This is a genomic window from Rubrivirga marina, assembly GCF_002283365.1.
Taxonomy (GTDB): Bacteria; Bacteroidota; Rhodothermia; order Rhodothermales; family Rubricoccaceae; genus Rubrivirga; species Rubrivirga marina.
Genome location: NZ_MQWD01000001.1, coordinates 2,680,212 through 2,701,147, shown reverse-complemented (window position 1 = coordinate 2,701,147; position 20,936 = coordinate 2,680,212). Strand labels below are relative to the sequence as shown.

The 20,936-nt window shown below is 61.9% G+C and carries 17 protein-coding genes and 2 tRNA genes; 6 read left to right on the top strand and 13 right to left on the bottom strand.

The annotated features are described in order from the left end of the window. Nucleotides 1-527 precede the first annotated feature (527 nt). Entirely contained in the window at nt 528-1,340 is an 813-nt protein-coding gene (locus tag BSZ37_RS21535) for a hypothetical protein (protein WP_143537630.1), read from the top strand. A 6-nt stretch (nt 1,341-1,346) separates the two neighbouring features. Beyond that, nucleotides 1,347-2,123: a hypothetical protein gene (locus BSZ37_RS11180; RefSeq protein ID WP_095510629.1), complete on the top strand. Its 777-nt coding sequence runs from the start codon at nt 1,347-1,349 to the stop codon at nt 2,121-2,123. On the opposite strand, the gene BSZ37_RS11175 is transcribed toward BSZ37_RS11180, so the two are convergent. The 5 genes from BSZ37_RS11175 to BSZ37_RS11155 form a co-directional block, all read right to left on the bottom strand. Further along, a complete protein-coding gene (locus BSZ37_RS11175) occupies nt 2,124-2,351 on the bottom strand; it encodes a hypothetical protein (RefSeq protein WP_095510628.1) in 228 nt (75 codons plus the stop codon). A 160-nt stretch (nt 2,352-2,511) separates the two neighbouring features. After that, nucleotides 2,512-4,206: a hypothetical protein gene (locus BSZ37_RS11170; RefSeq protein ID WP_179299585.1), complete on the bottom strand. Its 1,695-nt coding sequence runs from the start codon at nt 4,204-4,206 to the stop codon at nt 2,512-2,514. A 172-nt stretch (nt 4,207-4,378) separates the two neighbouring features. Beyond that, nucleotides 4,379-4,855, bottom strand: a complete 477-nt coding sequence (locus BSZ37_RS11165; protein ID WP_095510626.1) for a c-type cytochrome — start codon at nt 4,853-4,855, stop codon at nt 4,379-4,381. A 96-nt stretch (nt 4,856-4,951) separates the two neighbouring features. Continuing rightward, on the bottom strand, nt 4,952-6,349 hold the full coding sequence (locus tag BSZ37_RS11160) for a 4Fe-4S binding protein (RefSeq protein WP_218830474.1): 1,398 nt from the start codon (nt 6,347-6,349) through the stop codon (nt 4,952-4,954). A gap of 10 nt (nt 6,350-6,359) precedes the next feature. Next, entirely contained in the window at nt 6,360-7,574 is a 1,215-nt protein-coding gene (locus BSZ37_RS11155) for an NAD(P)/FAD-dependent oxidoreductase (protein ID WP_179299584.1), read from the bottom strand. A gap of 91 nt (nt 7,575-7,665) precedes the next feature. Here BSZ37_RS11155 and BSZ37_RS11150 point away from each other — a divergent pair, with 91 nt between their 5' ends. Further along, entirely contained in the window at nt 7,666-8,532 is an 867-nt protein-coding gene (locus tag BSZ37_RS11150; protein WP_095512369.1) for an NAD(+)/NADH kinase, read from the top strand. Between the two features lie 119 nt (nt 8,533-8,651). On the opposite strand, the gene BSZ37_RS11145 is transcribed toward BSZ37_RS11150, so the two are convergent. From BSZ37_RS11145 to BSZ37_RS11130, 5 genes are all read right to left on the bottom strand, one after another. Continuing rightward, a tRNA-Asp gene (locus BSZ37_RS11145) sits at nt 8,652-8,725 on the bottom strand. A gap of 102 nt (nt 8,726-8,827) precedes the next feature. Further along, nucleotides 8,828-8,900 (bottom strand) — tRNA-Phe (locus BSZ37_RS11140). A gap of 282 nt (nt 8,901-9,182) precedes the next feature. Beyond that, a complete protein-coding gene (locus tag BSZ37_RS21530) occupies nt 9,183-10,541 on the bottom strand; it encodes an SIR2 family protein (RefSeq protein ID WP_143537629.1) in 1,359 nt (452 codons plus the stop codon). Between the two features lie 186 nt (nt 10,542-10,727). After that, nucleotides 10,728-11,228: a type I restriction-modification system subunit M N-terminal domain-containing protein gene (locus tag BSZ37_RS11135; protein WP_095510624.1), complete on the bottom strand. Its 501-nt coding sequence runs from the start codon at nt 11,226-11,228 to the stop codon at nt 10,728-10,730. A gap of 7 nt (nt 11,229-11,235) precedes the next feature. Continuing rightward, complete coding sequence (locus BSZ37_RS11130; protein WP_095510623.1) at nt 11,236-12,408, bottom strand: type I restriction endonuclease; 1,173 nt, start codon at nt 12,406-12,408, stop codon at nt 11,236-11,238. 956 nt (nt 12,409-13,364) lie between these two features. Here BSZ37_RS11130 and BSZ37_RS11125 point away from each other — a divergent pair. Beyond that, nucleotides 13,365-15,158 carry an NACHT domain-containing protein gene (locus BSZ37_RS11125; protein WP_095512368.1) on the top strand — a complete coding sequence of 598 codons (1,794 nt, stop codon included), beginning with the start codon at nt 13,365-13,367 and terminating at the stop codon, nt 15,156-15,158. 287 nt (nt 15,159-15,445) lie between these two features. Here the strand turns inward: BSZ37_RS11125 and BSZ37_RS11120 are convergent, their stop codons facing one another. Together BSZ37_RS11120 and BSZ37_RS11115 are read right to left on the bottom strand one after the other, a co-directional pair. Further along, complete coding sequence (locus BSZ37_RS11120; RefSeq protein WP_095510622.1) at nt 15,446-17,146, bottom strand: hypothetical protein; 1,701 nt, start codon at nt 17,144-17,146, stop codon at nt 15,446-15,448. A 119-nt stretch (nt 17,147-17,265) separates the two neighbouring features. After that, on the bottom strand, nt 17,266-17,646 hold the full coding sequence (locus BSZ37_RS11115; protein WP_143537628.1) for a hypothetical protein: 381 nt from the start codon (nt 17,644-17,646) through the stop codon (nt 17,266-17,268). Between the two features lie 239 nt (nt 17,647-17,885). On the opposite strand from BSZ37_RS11115, the gene BSZ37_RS11110 reads away from it, so the two are divergent. After that, nucleotides 17,886-18,506, top strand: coding sequence for a hypothetical protein (locus tag BSZ37_RS11110; RefSeq protein WP_095510620.1), 621 nt, complete (start codon nt 17,886-17,888; stop codon nt 18,504-18,506). Nucleotides 18,507-18,808: 302 nt separating this feature from the next. Next, complete coding sequence (locus BSZ37_RS21525; protein WP_143537627.1) at nt 18,809-19,147, top strand: hypothetical protein; 339 nt, start codon at nt 18,809-18,811, stop codon at nt 19,145-19,147. Nucleotides 19,148-19,441: 294 nt separating this feature from the next. On the opposite strand, the gene BSZ37_RS11105 is transcribed toward BSZ37_RS21525, so the two are convergent. After that, complete coding sequence (locus tag BSZ37_RS11105) at nt 19,442-20,932, bottom strand: ATP-dependent nuclease (protein WP_179299582.1); 1,491 nt, start codon at nt 20,930-20,932, stop codon at nt 19,442-19,444. Between the last annotated feature and the right edge of the window lie 4 nt (nt 20,933-20,936).

Sequence of the window (20,936 nt, the reverse complement as noted above, 5' to 3'; positions counted from 1 at the left end):
CCGACCTCGCGGGGTGGCTCATCTCCGCCTGTCACGACCCTCTCTCGCTCCGCGTCTTCCGGCACGCGCTCGGGGACCTGGAGCCCGGCGTCTCCGTCCGGTCTCTCTCCGACGCCGGCGTCCGCGCCCAGGTCGTCCGGGCGCTCCAGGGGCGCCGTCTCGAATTGCGGCGGCTGCCCCTCGGCGTGACCGGTGCCACTTATCTCGGTGACCCAGACACCGCGACCTCACCCGGAGCCTCCGACGAGACCGACGCTCCAGAGTCCACGCCTCCGTCCGCCTCGGCCGCAGCGGACGCTCCGGACGCGGCGGGCCCTACGGAGACCGCCCCCTCGACCTCGGAGCCCGCCCCGTCCCCTCCCGTCTGCCGCCTGATCTCCTCCGAGGTCATCGACTCCGAGGGGCGGGCCGCGTCGGCCGGAGGCCTGCTCGAGGTGGTCCCTCCAGAGTTCGGCGAGACGATCAATCTATCAGCCGAAGTCGAAGGCGGGTGCGGGCCCCACCCTCGCTGGACGGTCGCGGGGATGGTGTCGTCGACCCATCCCGGCCCGGCCGCCACGTTCCGGTCGTTCCACTGGCAGACCCTCAAGCCCGGCTGGATCGGCTACGTGACGCCGCAGTCGTACACGGCGGTCATGGAGACGTGCGCCGGGACCAAGCGCTACCAGATCGAAGCGTACCCGACGAACGAGCTGTCGGTGGAGTTGACGGAGGAGGGCTGGGGAAAGGCCATGGACGGGGTGAAGGCAGCAGTCGACTGGCTCCGCCAGACGGTCGGGGCCGCTGAGGTCTCCTTCGACCCGCCCGATGGGACGATCTCGGTCTCGGCGAAGTGGGCCGAGCACGACGACCACCGCGCGTTCTACGAGTACACGGCCTCGGTCGAACTCGACCCCCTATTGGGGGGCGAAACGAAGATCCACCTCGGGCCCCTGGCCGCCCTCCCGGGATACATCAAGAAATACGTCCGCGCGAGCGTGTACCTCAAGTTCCAGGGTGGGGTCAGCGTGACCGGGTCGTGGGGCCGGTCGTCACCCGACGAGCACAGCGCGTCGGCGGAGGCCTCCGGGTACATCAAGGGCGCCGTCGGGGCCGAGCTGTTTCTGGCCCACGAGAAGGCCCTCGAGGTCACGGTCGAGGGGGGAACCGGGATCTCGCTCGACGCCGAGGCCTCCGGCGCGGAGCCGCCCAGCCTCGAGTTCGGATTCAACTGGGACGGCGTCAAGGGTTCGGTCTCCGTAAAAATCGCGGCGGGGTACATCTCCTACAAGGAATCGATCACGCTCTTCGATGGCGGCCCCCTCGGGAAGTCGCTCGAGTACGAGCTCCCATTCGGATAGCCATCCATGTCCATCCCCCCGCTCTACGTCGTCGAGTCGATCAGCGAGGCGGTCCGCCTCGACGTGTCGGTCAACGGGGTCAGCGTGATCCGCGTGCTCGCTCCGGGGCGGCGGACGACCCAGGTCAAGCTGAACCCGTGGCTGGTCTCTGGCCACAACGTCATCACCGCCCGCCTGCTCCCGCCCGCCGCGTCCGCGGGTCGGGCAGGCGAGCCGGCGTTCGCCCTCCGGCTCATCCACGGCGAGCACGGACGCCTGCCCGGCCCCGAGGGCGTCCTCGCCGACCTCGAGTGGGATCCCGCCGACCGACCGCTCGAACCAGGGCGGCCGATCGTCTTCGAAGCCGCGTTCTGGGCCGACGACGTGCCGACCGGGTGGGCTTGGGAGTCCGCGCCAACGGGCTCGCTATCAGAGGGGGAGCGGCGACAGATCCTCCGTGTGGTCGAGGCCGTCCATGAGGGGCTGGTCGGGCGGGACGCGGAGGCCGTCGTCGCGCTTCACCGCCGGAAGCACGCCGAGCTCGGGATCGCCCTCGGCGTTCCCCCGGACGAGCTCGCCGACGACCACGCAGGTCTCCTCTCCTCGGCCATGACCGCCGACGACTGGCGCGTCGCCCCGCTCGACCTCGACACCCTGTCCCTGGAAGAATACGCGGATGGCCGGCTGATCGAGGTTCGCGGTCCGGGGAGCCTCCCCCCCCTCCAAGCCCGATCTGGAGGCCGGCCCCTCGCGTTTGGCCTGACCCTCACGCAGGTCGACGGGACGTGGGCGATCGTGCGGTAGCTACCCCTCCGCCACGCGCTGTGCCAACCTGTATGCGATGAACCCCGTCACGCCGAACGTGATGGCGTAGACCGTCGGGTCACTTCCCTGGGGGCTCAGCGCCTCGAACACGAGCGCCATGATGCCGGCCGAGAGCCCGCCGCCGAGCGCGAACACGACCGTGTAGACGACGAACAAGACGAGCGCGCGGGTCGCCGTGATCGGGCGCGGGTTGGGGCGGGTGGACATCGAGGGGAGGATCGGATGGGGGGGCCCAACGCCCGCCCACGGCTCGGGGTTCGAGGCCGATCGCGTCCGCCTCGACGCCGACGCCGACGGGGTGGGACACAAAAAAAGCCCGCGGGAGCGCGTGACTCCCGCGGGCCTCCAGAAGGCGAACGGACCACCCTTAGTTCTGCGTCACCGTCGACGTGTTGTTGTCGCCGATCTGGCTCAGCGTGTCGGTGTGGCCGACCGTGCCGGACTGCGTGAGCGTGAACGTGTTCATGTTGCCGATCTGCTCGGCCGTGCTGACGTGCCCACCGAGGCCGGACTGCGTCTGCGTCGAGACGTTCATGTCGCCGTCCTGCAGGAGGTCGGCCGAATGGATCGCGAAGACGGCCACGCTCGGCCGGTCGTCGACCGTCTGAGTCTGGGTCGCGATGTTGCCCGTGCCGGACTGCGTGATGGTCGCGTCGAGGTCGCCCTCGAAGCTCTCGCCGTCCTGGTACTGGGTGGCCTGGTTGAGCGTGCCGGCCTGCGTGATGGTCGCCTCGAGGTCGCCGAGGTCGTCCTGCGTCTGGCTGGCCGTGTTGTCGTCGCCCGTCTGGGTCACGCTCGCGTCGGAGAAGCTGAAGCCGCCGCCGTAGTTGACGGACTGCTGGAGCTGGAACGACGTGTTGCCGTTGCCCGACTGGTCGAGGGACTGCGACGCGGTCGCCGGGGCGGACGAGCCGACAAGGCCGATGAGCTGCTGGCCGTCGTTGTCGTCACCGCTCTGGGTCGCCGTCGCCGTGTGCGAGACGTTGCCGAAGGGGCTGCCGAACGGGACGTTGACCTCCTGGTAGAGCGTGTTGCCATCGCCCGACTGGTCGCCGGAGACCGACTGAACGATGGTGGGCACGGCGTTGTCGATGGAGAGCACGAGCTGCGTCGCGTCGTTCGCGTCACCGGACTGCGTCAGCGTCGAGGTCTGGTTGACCACGGAAGTGCTGCCGTTGTTGGCGTCGAGGCCCTGGAACGCCGTGTTGAAGGCGCCGCTCTGGTCGATCGAGGCGGTCTTGGCGCCGTTGTCCTCGAGGATCTGCTCGGCCACGTTGTAGTCGCCCATCTGGACGACGCTGGCGTCGCGGTCCGCAGAGCCCGCCCACGTGCCGAACGCGCTGGTCTGGGTCGACATGTTGCGGTCGCCCGACTGGTCAACGGACATCACCACGGTGGCCTGGCCAGCGGCACCGCAGCAGCCGGAGTGCTCGGAGACCTGCGTCGCCGTGTTGTCGTCGCCGCTCTGGACGGCCATCAGCGTCACGTCATTCACCCCGACGAGCGGGCTGAAGACGTCCTGCGTCATGGTCTGCGTGACCGTGTTGCCCGAGCCAGACTGGTCGGCCGAGGCGTCGAAGAGGACCGGCGGGGTAAAGCCCGTCGAGGGGTCCTGCGACTGGGTCGCCGTGTTGTTATTTCCGCTCTGGTAGATCGTCGCCGTGTTGACCGACGTGCCGGTCTGCGCCTGGGTCGCCGTGTTGTCGTCGCCGCTCTGGTCGATCAGCGCGTCGTTGTCCGAGCCGGACTGGGTCTGCGTCGCCGTGTTGTTGGCGCCGCTCTGGTTGATGGTCGCCGACAGCCCGACCGTGCCGATCTGCTCGATGGTGGCCTGGCTGACGGTGCCCGCCTGATCGACGTTCGCGACGGCGCCCGTGGCCGTCTGGTCGACGTCGGCGGTGTTGGAGTCACCGCCCTGCACGACGGTGGCGTCGTCGCCAGCGCCGGTCTGGTCGATGGTCGCGGTGTTGTTGCTGCCTTGCGTGGTCGACGCCGTGTTGTTCTGGGCGTGTGCGGCCGTTGCCGCGAAGACCAGCGCGAGGCTGAATAGGAGGATGCGCATGAGCTCGGGGATGGGGAAGAATGCTGCACGCCGTCGAGGCGCACAAGCGGCCGTGGCCGCGCGCGCAAGAGAGGAGCGCCTCGCGAACCTACCGTGAACCGACCGAATACCCCCTCCCTGATGGGGGGATTTCTTTGACCAGGGCCGACTCCATTCCCAGCCCGGGACAGTCTCAGTTTGAGTCGCCGGGCGAAGATCCCTCCCCATGGTCGTGCTCGGCGGGCTCCGCTTCCGCGGGCGGAGCGGTGGCCGGGCGGGCGGCGCCGCGATGACACGTGTAGCACGTCACGCGCGCCCCTTCGGCCTCGTGGAGCCCCTCGATGGCCGGCAGCGCCTCGCGGTTGAGTTGCCACGTCATCCGCATCATCTCGCGGGCGACCTCCTTATGAGGATTCGCGTCCGACGGAAAGTCGGGCGGCCCCTCCCCCCCTCGCGCGTGGCAGTGGTCGCAGCGGACCCCGAGGGCTTCGGTGAACCCCCGCATCATCCCGATGAGGGCGTCGCGCGAGATCGAGTCCGGGAGGACCTGGAGGTTCTCCCACTGCGACGAGTCGGCCGGGGCCGCCTCGGGGGCGGCGGGTGTGGGGCCAGGGGCGTAGGCCGCGAGGACGAGGAGGGCGAAGCCGACGAGCGGAACGAGGAGGCGCATCGTGAAGGGCGGGTGAGGATGGCGCAACCTCGGACGTTTCGGGCCGGCGCACAAGCCCACCGAGGTGGGCCCTCTCGACGTCCTGCCCCTTAGGCCTCAGGCCAAAATGTCGAGGTCCTCGATCAGGTTGTTCACCGGCCGACCCGCCCGGCTGGCGCCTCCTACGTCCGGTCCGTTCTCGAGGCGGAGCACGCCGCGCGGGCACACCGTCGCGCAGACCCCGCAGCCGACGCACGACGCGCGGACCACGTTCTGCCCGCGCTGTGCGTACCACTTTACGTCGATCCCCATCTCGCAGTAGGCCGAGCACTGGCCGCACGAGATGCACTGGCCGCCGTTCGTCGTGATGCGGAAGCGCGAGAAGAACCGCTGCTGGAGCCCGAGGATCGCCGCCATCGGACATCCGAACCGGCACCACACGCGGCTCCCGAGGAGCGGGTAGAACCCGACGCCCACGACGCCCGCGAAGATCGACCCGATGAGCAGGCCGTAGAGCCACGAGACCGTCTCCGCGACAGCGTCGAGCCAGCCCACCTCGGCGACGGCGGCGACCCACAGCAAGAGCGTCGCCGCCGTGATCGTCGCCAGCACGCCGTGGACCAGCCAGCGCTCGAGCTTCCACGCGCCGAGGCTCTTGTCGGACAGGTGGCGGTACGGGTCGCCGGCGGTCTCGGCGAGGCCGCCGCAGCCGCACACCCACGAGCAGTACCACCGCTTCCCGAAGAAGTACGTCAGCACCGGCGTGGCGACGGCGATCATCACGACGCCCCACACCAGCATCGCCACGCCGAGTTGGCCCTCAGCCCGCAGCTCGGCCACCCTCCACGGGAAGAACAGGTCGTAGTCCAGCGGCCACGTGTAGTGGACGTACAGCTCGGGCTGCTGGAGCGTCACGAGGAAGAAGGGCAGCGCGAACGCGAGGACGGTCTGGAAGAACATCACGCTCAGCGTCCGGATCACGTGATATCGGCTGTGGCGGTACCGAACCAGCGCGCGCACGCCCATCACGGCGACGGCGAGGGTGTAGAGCGTCGTGTAGAGAAACCACTGCCCGCCGTTGCCGAGCGTCGCCGGCTGGTCGCGCATCAACCGCGACAGCGGGTCGGCGAGCGGCAGGAGCCCCGCCAGCCCGGCCGGCCAGAAGTACAGGACGACGTACAGCGCCGTTAGCGCCAGCCCGATCGCCCAGCCGACGGCGCCGCGCGCCTCGTTCGAGGAGACCATCGTCCCCTCGTTCCGCACGCCCGCCGGCGCCGCCAGCCCACCGAGCCCATACACGACGCCGCCGAGGCCGAGCCCCCCGAACGCCGCGAGCGCGAACGGCACGGGGTGCGCCGCGCCGAACGGGCTCGCCAGGGCGACCACGAACGCCGCCAACCCGAGGCCGACGAGTGCGAGCCCGAGCTTCTGGACGCCGGTCGGGCGGAACGCCGGGTTCGAGAACAGCGCGAGGTCGGCGTCGGCGCGGGCGTTGTAGAGCGGGAGGTCGGGCACGGGAGTGGGGTCAGAGGGTGAGGGCGGGGGCGAACTCGGGGTCGAAGCGGGCGGCGTCGAGGTCGGTGAGGGCGCGGTCGAGGGCCCATTCCTCCTCGACCCACTGCGTGCAGACGGCCTGACGAAGCCGAACGCCGAGCGCGCTCACGCCGCGGACGGCGCCGTCGGCGTGCCGGATCCGGAGGCCCCGTCGGCCGTCGGTCCACTCCCAGTCGTCGCCGTCGGTGGACGTCGCGCCATAGACCTGCCACTCGAGGTCGAAGAACTTGGCCGAGTTGAAAAAGACGCCGGGCGCGTAGGCGAGCGGGCGCCCCGCCATCCCGAGTCCCGCCGTCGCGCCCTGGAGCCGGGCCGTATACCAGATCGGCTCGACGGCCCTCGCGCCCACCGGCGGCTCGCGGAGCTGGGCGCAGTCGCCCGCCGCCCAGACGTTCGCTGCCGACGTCCGCAGCGCCGCGTCCACGAGCACGCCCCGGTCCGCCTCGACGGCGTCCCCGAGCCACCCGACGTTCGGCCGGACGCCCGTCCCGACGCCGACGAAGCCGGCTGGAATCCGCTCGGCGTCGGCTGTGACTACCGCTTCCGCCCTCCCCTGGCCTTCGACCCGGTCCACCTCGGCGCCGAGGCGGAGGTCCACGCCGTGCGCCCGGATCGCGTCGGCGACGAGCGCGCTCTCCGCCTCCGAGAACACGCGCGGCAGGTACCGCTCCTCCCGAACGAGAAACGTCACGTCGACGCCGCGGGTGCGAAGCATCTCGGCCAGCTCCACGCCGATCAGCCCGCCGCCGACGACGGCGGCGCGCTCGACCTCCACCGTCGCCGCTTCCATCCGGTTGAGGTCCTGGAGATGGTAGAGGCCCTGTACGCCGTCGAGACCCGCCCCGGGCCAGTCAGGAAGGAACGGGACGGAGCCCGTCGCAATGAGAAGACGGTCGTACGCGAGGTCGCCGCCGTTGCGGAGCGCGAGCCGCTGGCGATCGGGGTCGAGCGCGAGCGCGCGGTCGACCACGCGGTCGATCCGGTTCTCGGCCCAGAACCGCTCCTCGTAGAGCGCCGTGTGCGAGCGGGTGAGCACGCCCATGTAGACGTACATCAGCGCCGTCCGCGCGAACGGCGTCGCGGTCTCGTCGGAGACGAGCGTGACGTGGGCCTCGGCGTCGGCCTTGCGGACGTGCCGGGCGGCCGTCACCCCCGCGATCCCGTTCCCGACGATGACGACGTGCATGAGCGGGCGACCGGAGGACCGAGAGGAGAGGAGGGAGATCGTCAGAACGTAGCCCGGCCCGCGACGTACGCGCCCTCCCCCCGACGCGCCCATGACGTACGGCATTACCGGCAACCCCACGAAAGACGCCCTCTGGCAGCCGCTCGCCGACCTCGTGGCGTGGCTCGACGCCGAGGGCCTCCCCTACCGTCTCGACCGACCGCTCGCCGACGGCCTCGCCCAGCGCGGCGGCACCGACCCGGGAGGCCCCGTCACCGATACGCCGGCCGACGGGGTCGACCTCGTCCTCTCGTTCGGCGGCGACGGCACCCTCCTCCGCACCGCCCACCGCGTCGACGGGACGCCCATCCTCGGCGTCAACATCGGCCGGCTCGGGTTCCTGACGAAAGCGGAGGTCGGGGAGGTCCGCGAGGTCGTCGAGGCGGCCGAGGCCGGCCGCACCGGCGTCGAGGAACGGATGACGCTGGCCGTCGAAGTCGAGGGGGCCGGCCTCGGCGACGTCCCGGACTGGGCGCTCAACGACGTCGTCGTCGACAAGTCGGGGACGACGAGCATGATCCAGGTCGAGGCCCACGTCGGCGACGACTACCTCAACACGTACTGGGCCGACGGCCTCGTCGTCGCCACGCCGACGGGCTCCACGGCCTACGCGCTCTCGGTCGGCGGCCCGATCCTGGCGCCGGGCACGGACACGCTGGTCGTGGCGCCGATCGCGCCGCACACGCTCACGGCGCGGCCCATCGTCCTCCCCTGCTTCTCGGAGTTGGTCCTCCGCGTCGAGACGCGGGACCACCCCTTCGCCTTCGCCTGCGACGGCGTGTCGACGCTCCTCGACGGCGGCGTGACGGTCCGGATCCGGCGGGCCGAGCACGTCGTGCGCCTCGTGACGCTCCCGGACCGGGACTACTTCCAGACGATCCGCGACAAGCTCTCGTGGGGCCAGGGCGGCGTGTTTTAGGAAGGATGCGTGCTCGAGGCAAGTGGAATGAGGGCCGGACCCCTCGACCCCGCATCCCCGATCCCGCGTGTCAAAACCAGAACGCCCCCGCCTCTCGATGAGAAGCGGGGGCGTTCGTGCGACCCGGACGAGACTTGAACTCGCGACCTCCGGCGTGACAGGCCGGCGTTCTAACCAACTGAACTACCGGGCCGAGTCGGTGCGCCCAATCTAGCGACGGCCTCGGGGGCCGTCGAGCGCTGGGGCGCGCTCCGCTGGATCTTCAACCGCTGGGCGCGGTGTCTGAAAGAGCGGGTGGTCGAGGGCGGACTTGAACCGCCGACACACGGATTTTCAGTCCGTTGCTCTACCAACTGAGCTACTCGACCAGCTCCTGGCCCAAACGACCAGAATCGGGGATTCCGACGCGTCGAAGCGTCGGTGACTCAGGCCAGAATGGGAAGGATCAGCACTACGTCAGCAGGAGCCCTGCCAGCAGCGCGTGGTCCCCAATTTAGGCACGGTCCCAGCAACCGCACCCCCGTTTACGCGAAGAGCCCGTGAGGGCACACCCGTTGTGGACTGGCCATGTGTCGGCGGTTCAAGTCCGCCCTCGACCACCGCTCGCCGGACGCCGCCCCATCCTGTGGCGCGCACCTGGCGGCGCAAAGCTATACCCCTACCAGACTCTCAATGTCATCGACGGCAATGTCCCTCATGAATTTTTCTATGTATCTCAAACCACCCGACCTGTCCACATCAGCCGCGAGCAGGTTTCTGCCCCACTTAGAGTCAAATAGCGCTTTGCGCGGGTCAGTATGTGAGAACAAGCATTTATTTCCCGCAAATTCCATCCATCTTGATATCATGTCAGAGGCACCCTTGTCATTCCATCCAAAACCAGCAACAAATACAATATCTGATATATCTAACCAATTCTGGAATGCATGCTGCAGATGTCCGTACGTCTTGTAATTATACATTCCCTCCTTCCCGCCACCAGTAAGCAAGTACGGCATTTGAGAAATGAATGCATACCCCAGATGATTTGCTGACAATCGTGGCCCGCCTCTTATCTCATCGTCAGTCAATGATATAAGACGTTTCATTTTATTGTAATCTTCTCCTATATACCCAACTCTCCAGTTTACAGATCCATGTACTTTTATTACCCGAACTACATCATCACCTAACACAGCCACATTGCGACTCGGCTCGGGAAACAATAGATCCGGGCTGAAATAGTCCTCACCCACATCGCCAGGCAGAAAGCCTGTTGTATATGGAATTTGATTTCTATCCAGTAAAGCTTCAATCAACATATCGTGATTGAATGTGACAATAGCCATACGATTCAACCATTCGGCTTTATAAACATCACATATCAAATCAAGACCCTCTATATTATCAGGTATTTTCTCAAGTTCCTGTTTTATGACGGCATATATTATATATCTTGCAACTAATACAGTATTCAGTAAATCACTTATACTATCATTTTCAGATGATATCATGTCATGGTTTTCTGCGAGATATTGAGAGTACATAATTGATGACGGGTCATACAATTCCCCCCTTTCGACCCTCTCCATCTGCTGTAGTACGTATAGAACATCTTCGTAATTCGCAGAGTATCGAAACTCTATCCTGTCCCCACAAGCTTCGTACTCTAAAATCATATCAATCAACTTGAGTTCTGATCCCAAAAATCCACCCACCTCGTTGACCTCACGACGACCCAATCTATCATGTAGTATTTCTATCCTTCTATTGCTTACGTATCTCTCATATTCATTTATCTTATCTAAAATAGATAGAATCATATTCTGCCCTATCTCCACACAAGATTTATTATCGTTGCAAGATATTTCTATATCAAATTTAATTTCTGACACAATACTATTATATAACAATTCATTGTCCACGATCGAGCTTTGCAAAACTCTAGTTATATCGGCCACTCCCGACACTCCAGAAGGAATAGATGTTCCAGACCCTAGAACAAATACAAAGTTTTTAGATGATTCCATATAATAACTTGTGGCAAAGTATATACGAGTTCATACAATAATTCATTCTTTTTATAACAAAAGATTGTACTGCCAATCGCAAACACACCATTGGATCATTGCTTGCTTTTTCTCAATTGCCAAGTCTGACGACGCTCTGCTTCTTGCGGCACGCTGAAGTGTTTCCTGTTCCACGAATCGCGCATACTATGCCGCTTGGGAGAACTGACGGATCAACTCGTCGAAGAGCCGCGCTTTCAGGATCCGGTTCGCCCTCGGGTCCGAGAGCTTCTTGAACAGGTCGACCCCGTGGGTGACCTCCTCGTACACCCGCTCGTCCACGACCCGGTCGACCACGTGCCTCTGGCCAGACCGCGTGTTGTTCCCGGTCATGACCGCCTGGACCTCCTCGGACTCCCGCGCGTCGCGTACGATCTCCTCGACGCGGACTCGGTCGCGTTCGGTGAGGTCGACCCCGCTCGTCTTCAGAAGGACGCCGTCGAGCTGGTCCTCGGTGAGCTGGTCCTTGAACCCCTCGTACGTCGCGAGGATGTTCTCCTTGCGCTCCTCCAGCACGCAGTCGAGGCGGCGGAGGACGACGAACGGGAGTGTCACGTCGCCGTACTCAGAGCGCTTGAACGTGCCCCGGAGGAGGTCGTCGGCGACTTGCCAGATGAAGGACGCCTTGTCTTGGAAGTTGGGGGCCACGGTCTGTCTAGGTCTGAAGAGCGACGCGGACGTCGAGGTCGTCGCGACCGACGTGATCGGTCAGGGCGATCATGTTCATCACGTGCCCCATCGCGTTGTATTTGGTGTCCACGTAGAACCCGTCGACCTCCGTCCACGCGCCGTGCTTGTCGGGGTCGGCGTGACCGGGATGGTCGCTGACGAAGCACTTGCCGCGCTTCGAGTACGTGGGGACGGGCAGGTCCTCGCGTCTCAGGTGACCCCGCTCGACGAACCAACGGACGAACGCGACCGACGCCGCCGACCAACTCGCCGCGTCCAGGCGGTCCCCACCGATCACGAGGAAGCGCGGCTTCGTGTTACCGAGGTCCGCGCCCTCCCGTAGAGAGAGGAGGGTCCGAGGACCCGCGGGACCGCCCGCGCCCCGATCGTCAGGGCTGCCCGCCTCCCCAGTACCCCGAGTGGTCTCTTCCCGAGTTGTCTCGTATAGAGGCTTCGTATCGGGACGGCGAGGGGGTCCCGCGCCGTCGCGGGCACGGAGGTACGCGGCGACCTCCTCGTCGGTCGGGGTGTACCCGCAGAGCTGCTCGACCCGGTCCTTGACCACCTCGACGACCGTCGGGTCCGGTCCGGCCAGGAGGTCCGCCCACGCCTCGGGGAGCGTCCGCCGGACTTCCTTCTGCCGCTTCTGGCTCGTCAGGACCTCCTGCGCGTTCCGCTGCGCCCGCCCCGTCTCGACGTTCCCCTTCGAGAGGAAGTCGACGAACCGAGCCGCCGCCTCGTCGGTGTCCCGCTGCTGGAGGTCGATCGAGTAGAACTTCCGCTGCTCCCAGGTCGCCTCCCACTGGGCGAGGTAGAACCACCAGACGACGCCGTTAGTCAGGACGGCCAGCGGGACGCCCTGTTGGTACGCGTAGTAGAGGAGCTGCTCCTGGTGCGCCTCGAGGTCCACGTTGCACCGCTTGACCTCGACGAACACCCGGTTCTTCCCGCCGATCCGGAGCGCGTAGTCGACCCGCTTGAGGTCGCCCGAGCCGTACTCCGGGTAGACCTCGTCGACGTCCGACGGGTCCCACCCCAGACGGCGGAACGTCTCCAGGACGATCCCCTGCTTGGTCTGGTCCTCGTTGAACGTCGCGAGGTTCGGGTCCCCGGCGACGCGCCGGAGGAGGGTCAGGAAGTCGTCGGAGACGGTGAGCAACGAGGGCAGAGTCAGTGTATCAGGACGTACGAGATACCGGCGCAGGGACCGCCTCACCCCAGCGGACGCCATCTCAATATCGGCCACTCCCACCACCCCGGCGAGACCGACGAGATCTCCGAACTTGAAGCCCTCTTCCACGAGGTCGGGGGCGAGCCCTGAGCGGCGCCGCCAGCCTCGAACTGGATGCTCTCGCGCCCGAACCGTCCGCCAGTTCGTCGTGCGACGCGGTCATCCGGGAGGCTCCCCTCGCGTCGGATTTCAAGTCCGGATCGCCGGAACCGGTCTTCATCCGTCCCGACGCGCCCGCCGAGATTGAGCGACATTCGAAGGAGGACGGGCGATTCGTTGCCATCCGCTTCGCCGAGGGTATGGAGAAGGAGTGCGACGGCATCCGGGTCCGCTCGGAGTTCGACCTCCCCGACGAAGACGGGCGCGACTCAGCTCGGCGGGGCGCACCCGACCTCCAGATCGTTGACGAAGTAAACAGGCTGATTGTCCTGGTCGGGTGCCAATAGGCGTAGTTCTCGGCGCCAGACCGGTGCCGGCGCCCGTGGGATCGGACCTCGTTCGGTCCTACGGGCATCGCCCTGCTGATTTGGTTCCCGTTCGCGTGAGCTCACCGACCGGTCTGCGTCTCCCGGATTCGGGATCCGTGTTCAAGGCTATAACCCACGTGGGTCCCTCTTCCCCATTCATTGGGTACGAACAGATAAGCCGAGAACCAGTCGACAGCTGTGATATCATGCCTACGCTCCAATGCGGAAAGCTCCCGGTTGATCTCCGACTAGATGGTGTCCACTTGGTGCACTGACGGCAGAGCTGTTGTGAACGCCCCATCCCTGGTTGACGAGGCGGGCTCCGAAACTCTCAGTCGGCCAGCAGCTTTCCGAAGCAGCTCATCATGCCCCACAATCTTCGGCAAGGCAGCCTAGTACCCCTACAACCACCCCGTCATGGAAACGATAGCCATAGAGGTACTAAAGTCGGCTGTATCTGAAATTGTAAAAAAACGACTCAAACAGAGAGGGTCTAATACAAGTGAAATTGACTTCGAAAATCTTGTGTCGAGACATTTAATATCTAGTTTCAGATGGAGTGAGGATATTCAATTTCTGGGACTCAGCACACCTCGCCTAGTAAACTCCAACACTATAAGACTTAAAATCACCGATATGCCCCGCAGATTTAGTGTCAGGGGTAACAGAGGAATCACGATGCACGAGGACGACCTAATCAAGGATGACAATTCATATGTACTATTAGGCGACCCAGGATCAGGAAAAACAACTACTCTTAAGCGTATTGTACAGAGATTATTAGTTAGCGAATCTGATTCAGGGGTTTATGAATATATGCCAATAGTAATCAGACTCAGAGAGATTGAAAACTATTCATTTCTATATGTAGCAATATCTGATACACTTAAAATACCGTACAAAATCGAAATCAACGGGGACGATGCCAGATATACTATACAAGAAGGCAAGCTTGATGATTTTGTATATTCATTGATAAATGAAATTAGATGCTGTCTCATCCTAGATGGAATCGATGAAATGCCTGCATCAGCTCGCAACAAGCTGATTGACGAGCTGCAGATCATAAGTTATGATTACAATATTAAAGTTATCGCGACTTGCAGATCCGCCGACTTTGTCAGATTTATACAGGGATACAGAGTTACAGAAATTCAGCCCCTCACAGACGATCAGATTGTAGAGATATCATCCCTCTGGCTAGGTGACGCAACCTCGTTCGTCAAGGAGCTCGGATCCACCCCATACCACGACGTCGCGAACCGCCCGCTGCTACTCTGCACTCTTGTTTACATATATCAACTATCTGAAGCCCTACCGGACCAGCCCTCTTCGGTGTACAGGACTCTAGTTCGGTTGTTGCTTACTGAGTGGTCTGAGCAGCGCGGCATTATACGAATATCCCAATATGCCGGACTCGATAACGACAGGAAACTAGAGTTTCTATCACATCTTTCATATTGGATAACAGTTCAATTTAAGAGCAAGAGCTTTACTACGGAGGCACTCGAAATCGCGTACCAATCTCTAGCGCCGCGATTTAAGCTACCGATGGGAGAAGCAGGCGCCGTCGCGCGTGAGATTGAATCCCATACGGGAATAATTACCAAGGTCTCTGATCACTATGAGTTTTCCCACCTATCTCTACAAGAATTTCTTGCAGCAAACCACATCGTGCGTATGCCGCTCACAAAATCATTTTACAACTATATCGAGAATTACCCTCACCCTGCCGCTATAGCGGTAGCTATTTCTGCGGACCCTGCCCTCTGGTTGGCGGTCACGTTAGCAAACGACGAAGTAATTAGAAGCTTCAACCTAAACAGCTTTTCTTCGTTCATATCCAGACTTAAACTTGAAAAACCCAACTTGATACCATCTTATGATCTAGGGTATGCAGTCCTGAAACTCATAGGCTATATGTCAACTAAATTCAGTTCGCCAAATTCTCCAATAGACGGATATTCCGAATCTTCAATTGAAGAACTTACTTCTATACCTGGAATATTCGATTCAATTTGCATGCTAATAAGAATCTCAATACTAATTGAGGTACAAGGAGGCACAGGATGGTATATACATAGATCGTATAAAAACATTACCAATGAAGACATAGATGCAAATGAGCCAATTTATCTGACCTCATATCATGTCCACAAATATCTTAGTGGCATACCTGGCATTCAGTTCAAGAGACTCAAAGATGGGTAGACCGTCCGGTGCAGTTCGGGCAGAACCCTCCATACGCCTCGACATCCTCCTCGCTCGGCAGAGCGCGTTGCGCCTCATAGGACGGCGTCATGTGAGTGGTCACCGGCGGCAGTCGACGCTGCCAAAATGCTTGGTCCCACCGGTTCCCCTTCCTGGGTGGCACAAGACTTCCTCCCACGTCGTAACCGACCGGAGACTAGTTCCAATACGGGCGAACACTAGCACAGGTGCGTGTTGGGCGAGTCCCCCTGGAACCCTCTGAACCAGGGGGAGCCTCCGAGCGTCGCCTATTCTGGTTTTCCGAGCGCGATGCGGCGACCGACCACCACCTCGTACGCGTCCGCCATCACCCGCCGCAGCTCCTGCACCCGGCTCCGTGGAGCGACGAACGAGTCGTGGACCGGGAGGACCGTCATCCGACTCAGCACGCGCTCCGCGATTCGGCTGTCCACGAACTGGAGATCGATCCCGATGTCGCTGTGGAAATAGCCCGCGATGGGCTCGTGGAGCCGCTTGAGCGCGTGGACGACGTCCTTCGCCGAGTGGCCGTTGAGGTCGAGCACCTCCTTGGGGTCCGCGTCCTTGGCCTTGAGCATCCGGTAGAGGCTCTGGTAGTTCGGGGCGTTGAGCATCGAGTTGGCGACGATCTTCAGCGTCGTCCGGGGCACATCAAGCCCGACGTCGTACGCGTCTCGACCCACCTCCTCCGTCATCTCCAAACCTAGCCCGTGGTAGAGGAGGTTGAAATGGAGCGACGGGTAGTCGACCTCGACCGTGGGCTCCCCGTCGATCGTCAGGTGCTCTCTGAGCGTCTTGGACAGCTCCTGGAACGGGGCAAAGAACCGTCCCCCCTTCTCCCACGACCCGCGAGAGAACGAGCGGAAGACCTGCTTGTAGGCGTACGGGAGCGTCCACGTGACCGTCCCGCTGGACACGTCGCAGTGCATGGAGTCGAACCGGAGGTACCGCTTGAGCCTCTCGTATTTGGCCTCAGGCTTCTTCTTGATATAGGCGGGGACGAATCGGATCCCGTCTCTATCAGTCGAGTTGCTATGCATATAATGAAGAAGGGATACGTGACCACAGTCTGTGTAATGGGATATCTTAGATAGGTTCATATGGCATAAATCAGACACATTCACCAGATCAAGTGAGGGGTTGGACCCACGACAGCTGATCGAGTGGGACGTGTTCCGTCTCGGGAGGACGCTCACGGTCGACCCGGACACGTGGACGAGCCCGAGGGGGACCGAGAGGGTCACGTGGCTGTGGTCCAACCTCGCGTTCAGGTCGTTCAGGTGACGCCTCATGGCCCTTGTGGCGTCGTTGTCCACGTACTGGACCTCGACTGATTTCTTGCCCGAGCGCCTCGGACGCTCCGGCTTGTCCCGGAGGACGACGACTTCGACTTTCGGTAGGAGGAAGGACCTGGAACCCGAGCAACCGGCGAACGACGCCGACCGCGTGCCGTCCACCTCAGCTGAGTCGGACCGTTCCAGGATCGATGCGAGCTCCATCGTGGCTCGGAGGTGGGTCGCCTTCCCAAGCCCATCGTTCGCCCAGCCAGGGCGACCGGCATACACGTCGATCCACCCGAGGCGCTTTAGACCGTCCAGAATCCGTCGGATCCGTGCGTAGGAGAAGTGCTCCCGCCGGTACCGGTCCCGACCCTGCGTGCTCTGGAGGTTCAGGGCCACCCACACGGGCGCCGGTTTCTGTAGACCCCGCTCCGTCGCCAGCGCGTGCTCCAGGTTGTACACGAGTTGACCGACGATGACCCGGATCTGGTCCCGCCGCTGCCTCCCTACGGCGCCCTCGCGGTCCAGGACCTCGAAGACCCGGGAGACCGCCGGGGACTCGGAGACCCGGACCTCGTCGTAGAGGACCGAGAACCCGGGCGTGGAGCCTCCGGAGAACGGGCGGAGGACTGAGGCATTTTCGACATGGGGGCCATCTCCCATGTTGTGCATATTGTTTTCGCTATTCATATCGCTATGTTTTATTTAGTCAAATGATTAAAACTCTGCTTGAGGTCGGGCTCGTGCCAGCGTACCGAGAGAAGGGGGCTCAGGACGTGCCCGAGCCCCCCCCTTGACGCCGACTCCACCTAGAAGGGGTAGGGGTTGAGCCTCCCCCACTCCGGCGTCCCGTCGGCGCGGACCCGCTCGCACTTGTGGTACCCGAGGTCGTGGGGGTACCCCTCGTCCGACACGGTCCGGTACACGGCGTGACCCCGCGGGCACTCCCCGTAGAGGAGCCCCGCGACGACCTCGTCGAAGAGGAACGTCTTGATCTGGACCCCCACCGAGACCCGGACGACCTCGTGGTCGTCCCCGTCGAGCCCGGTGGCCGTCGTGGTCTCCCAGCCCGTCACTTCCGTCCCCTTGTTCCGGCTCCACTCCTCGTGGACCGCCACGGACCCGGAGTCGAACATGACGAAGACGACGCCGTCTAGCTCGACCATCTCTTTAATGAACTCTCTTTCCATCTGTATTCTCTTTCTACGATCCGGCACCGACATCTCGGAGCAACAATAGCCGCCAGCCCGAATCCGATAATTTTAAATTCCGAGACATCCCTAGCATGCCAAACCTCGTGCCACAACGCTCGAACGGACCCACCTTCACTTTCACTTCGTTATTATATGCAGCCTGTGAAGACCGACAAAACTGTTCATTCTGGCACGAGTTTTGACCAATTGTGTATGTACCAAAACTTTTTTGCAATATGCAACACTACACGACTTCCCATAACGGGATCGACCTATACGCCCAGCCTAGACCGCCCGAACTCGCCCATTACGACGACGCGTGGTGGGTAGTGGACTGGGTTGGGATCTACGCCGTGAGGCTAGACGACACGGGGTTCCCCGAGGTTTACAGGGTGAGCCGGGACGACCTCGGCGTCTACCGACTGGCGGAACGCCCGCTGAAATGGGACAGGTCGACGAGATACCCGAGGGTCACACTCTCGAACGCCCCCCGGAAGGAGCGCCCTTATCTACACAGGCTCGTCCTAGAGTCCGTGACCGGGTTATCGGGCTCTTACCAAGTTCACCACGCTGACGGCGACCCCAAGAACCCGAGGCTTTGGGACCTCATTCCCGTTTCTATACCCGAGCACGTGAAGATCACCGCCCTGGAGCGATACGCGTCTCCGAATCGTAGGTCGAAGTCCGGTCGCCACAACATATACGAGACCTCTTCTGGCCGGTTCTACGTCGCCATCCAGTGCGACGGCGACAGACACACGTCCCGCACGGTACCGACGCTAGAAGCCGCGCTCGACTGGAGACGACAGAAGGCGTTCGAACTGTTCGGGTTCGACCCGTTCCACCCGAACTCGTAGGCGAGAGAGTCCATATCCCGAACATTCCGGCCAGAACCTGAGCTTCGGACGCGGCTCGTTCCTCTCGTGATGAAGCGTCGAGGATCGAGCCGCATCACAAATACGACGATATGCTGATATAATGTATCAATATATAATATAATTATAAAATTATTTTGAAGTAACTTCATGCGTACTCAGGAACATATACCATGTCTGCCAGGTGGCATCCGAGTCTTTCGAGACGCTACCACGGACCCAATGATTACAATCAAGGTCCATTTTTTTCTCTTTTGCCGTGGCTCAAAACCACGCAATTCGTCATGACACAAGAATTAAACGCCGCAGAACTCAGTCCCATACAGCACTCCTGCTGGGCTGGAATCGGAGATCTGAAAGAGTTTATTGACTTTTGCAGATGTCTATCCTGGACGTTCACCCAGATAGGGCAATTCGACCCTGGACACAATGGGGACTATCTGCACACAGTAGAAGAGGCGTATCGCGAAATGATCCACGAAGTGGAAAGAGATGTCCCATGGGATCTAGTATTTGATGGCGAGATTGAAGATGCAGCTCAATCAATCTACAAAATCGTCACAGACAAGAATCCCGAACTACTAGATCGGGAGTCGTATCTAAACTCCGGAAAACACGTTTAGACGATTAAACCATGGTGGCCCCTTCGGCCACCAACCAGGGCGCGCCTGCCACCCGCATCTAGCAGGCGCGCCACCTAACAAAAACCTATACATTATATACACAACATTATTTATCAAATAGATTACGATAAATAGATGTATTTAACCTATCGATCGAATAGGCTGAATAACGTGTATGTGGTCACTACTGACGCCTGCCTTTTCTACTGGATCACAGGAGGAGTCGAGTGGCTGTTCCAAAAGCGGGACGAGTCGTGGGGTCGATGGTCGGGGTCCGGCGGCGGCGGCTTGCAGTCATCTGGCGACCTCCGCCAACAGGTCGAAGAAATCGCCGAGGTCGGTTCCAGCTACGTCCTCATACGACATGGCCTCGGCGATATCCCGATTGCGCCTCTTCACGTTGAAGCCGATCTGCTTCTCTAACTTAGTTCTCGGGGTGATTCTCGTTACATCCTCCGGGAGCTGCCCGCCGTATACCGATCGCAGCGCGTCCACGGTGAAGTAGTTCTCTATAGCGTAGCGCCCTAAGCGATGGCAGCGAACCTCCAACTCCGCGCACTTCGCCAAGAAGCGATCTCGGACACGACGGCTCCCCGGGTCGTCATCCACGATCGCGACGACCTTGTTGGAATCGGTCAGGACACTGAGGTCCAACTGGTCCATGATGTCTCCGCCGAGCGGCCAGAACTTGATCTGCTTCAACCGCAGATCCTCCCTCCTGAGCGCCAGCGTCTCCAGCACCGGCACATCGGTGGGTCCCTCCACGAGCACCACGACGTCCGCGGTCAGGTTATCGGTCACCTCATAACCCAGGTCATCGAGGAGCGACGCCTTGCTTGTCACGTCGCTCAACCGGACCTCGCCATCGACGAACTCTGTGAAGTAGACCTTGTCAACGAACGCGTTGTCCAGGAAGACGTTGGAGTGGGTCGAGAGAAGGTATTGATTCGTCGTCTCCCGCTTGAGGACCTGCAACAGGCGTCGCTGCATGGCCGGGTGGACGTGGTTCTCGGGCTCCTCTACGAGCAGGAGCCCCGCGTCCTCAGCCAACGCGACGGCGAGGATGAGTAGGACGTCGTGGAGACCGAGCCCGAACGACTCCGCTGCATCCCACTTACCCCCGAAGGGTGGGAGGATCTTCAAAGTCAGTGAGCCTCCACTCAACGTCACGTCGAAATCGAACCCCTCTGTGACCGTCGAGAAATGCCCCCTCAATTCCCCGTAGTACGAGTAGGGACGAGATCCCTGCACTTGGTTCTTTGACCAAAACAGGTAGTTCAGCAGGTTCTCGCCCCTGGGGTTCAGTTCTCCTGAAGGCTCCGACTTGAACGCCGCTTGTTGTAATCGTAGCCGCTTGGCCGGCACTAAGACCCGCTTGGGCAACTTCTTCAACGCGGTCGCTACGGCGTTCTCTACCGCCTTCTGCAAGTTCGAGTAGCCCCGGAAGGCGCCGATCCGCTCGACCACTTCCCGTTGTTTCTCGAGATCAAGGAGATCGCCGCCCCACGCACGCTCGATCTGGTCCTTCGCACTCGAGAATGACCAGTTGTTGACCTTACACTCGTTCTCGACCTGTCGCCAGAGCGCCTCGGCGAACTCACCTTCTAGTCGAATGGCCGGTGATCCGAGGGCGGCGCTCCCGTTCATACCGATGTCGCGGACGGACTCTAGCAGGGTAGTCTTCCCGCTGTTGTTCCTCCCGCAGAGGACCGAAACCTTGCCCAAGTCGAGGAACCTCGTGTGATGGACGTTCCTCCCGGGGTTGTGGACGTAGAGCGCGTTCATCATC

What these genes read in the sequence shown, in the direction of transcription:
- BSZ37_RS11110 (WP_095510620.1), top strand. Translation starts at nt 17,886, where the DNA reads ATGCAACACTACACGACTTCCCATAACGGGATCGACCTATACGCCCAG.
- BSZ37_RS11170 (WP_179299585.1), bottom strand. Translation starts at nt 4,206, where the DNA reads ATGCGCATCCTCCTATTCAGCCTCGCGCTGGTCTTCGCGGCAACGGCC.
- BSZ37_RS11105 (WP_179299582.1), bottom strand. Translation starts at nt 20,932, where the DNA reads ATGAACGCGCTCTACGTCCACAACCCCGGGAGGAACGTCCATCACACG.
- BSZ37_RS21530 (WP_143537629.1), bottom strand. Translation starts at nt 10,541, where the DNA reads ATGGAATCATCTAAAAACTTTGTATTTGTTCTAGGGTCTGGAACATCT.
- BSZ37_RS11175 (WP_095510628.1), bottom strand. Translation starts at nt 2,351, where the DNA reads ATGTCCACCCGCCCCAACCCGCGCCCGATCACGGCGACCCGCGCGCTC.
- BSZ37_RS11125 (WP_095512368.1), top strand. Translation starts at nt 13,365, where the DNA reads ATGGAAACGATAGCCATAGAGGTACTAAAGTCGGCTGTATCTGAAATT.
- BSZ37_RS11120 (WP_095510622.1), bottom strand. Translation starts at nt 17,146, where the DNA reads ATGAATAGCGAAAACAATATGCACAACATGGGAGATGGCCCCCATGTC.
- BSZ37_RS11165 (WP_095510626.1), bottom strand. Translation starts at nt 4,855, where the DNA reads ATGCGCCTCCTCGTTCCGCTCGTCGGCTTCGCCCTCCTCGTCCTCGCG.
- BSZ37_RS11115 (WP_143537628.1), bottom strand. Translation starts at nt 17,646, where the DNA reads ATGGAAAGAGAGTTCATTAAAGAGATGGTCGAGCTAGACGGCGTCGTC.
- BSZ37_RS11180 (WP_095510629.1), top strand. Translation starts at nt 1,347, where the DNA reads ATGTCCATCCCCCCGCTCTACGTCGTCGAGTCGATCAGCGAGGCGGTC.
- BSZ37_RS21525 (WP_143537627.1), top strand. Translation starts at nt 18,809, where the DNA reads ATGACACAAGAATTAAACGCCGCAGAACTCAGTCCCATACAGCACTCC.
- BSZ37_RS11155 (WP_179299584.1), bottom strand. Translation starts at nt 7,574, where the DNA reads ATGCACGTCGTCATCGTCGGGAACGGGATCGCGGGGGTGACGGCCGCC.
- BSZ37_RS11150 (WP_095512369.1), top strand. Translation starts at nt 7,666, where the DNA reads ATGACGTACGGCATTACCGGCAACCCCACGAAAGACGCCCTCTGGCAG.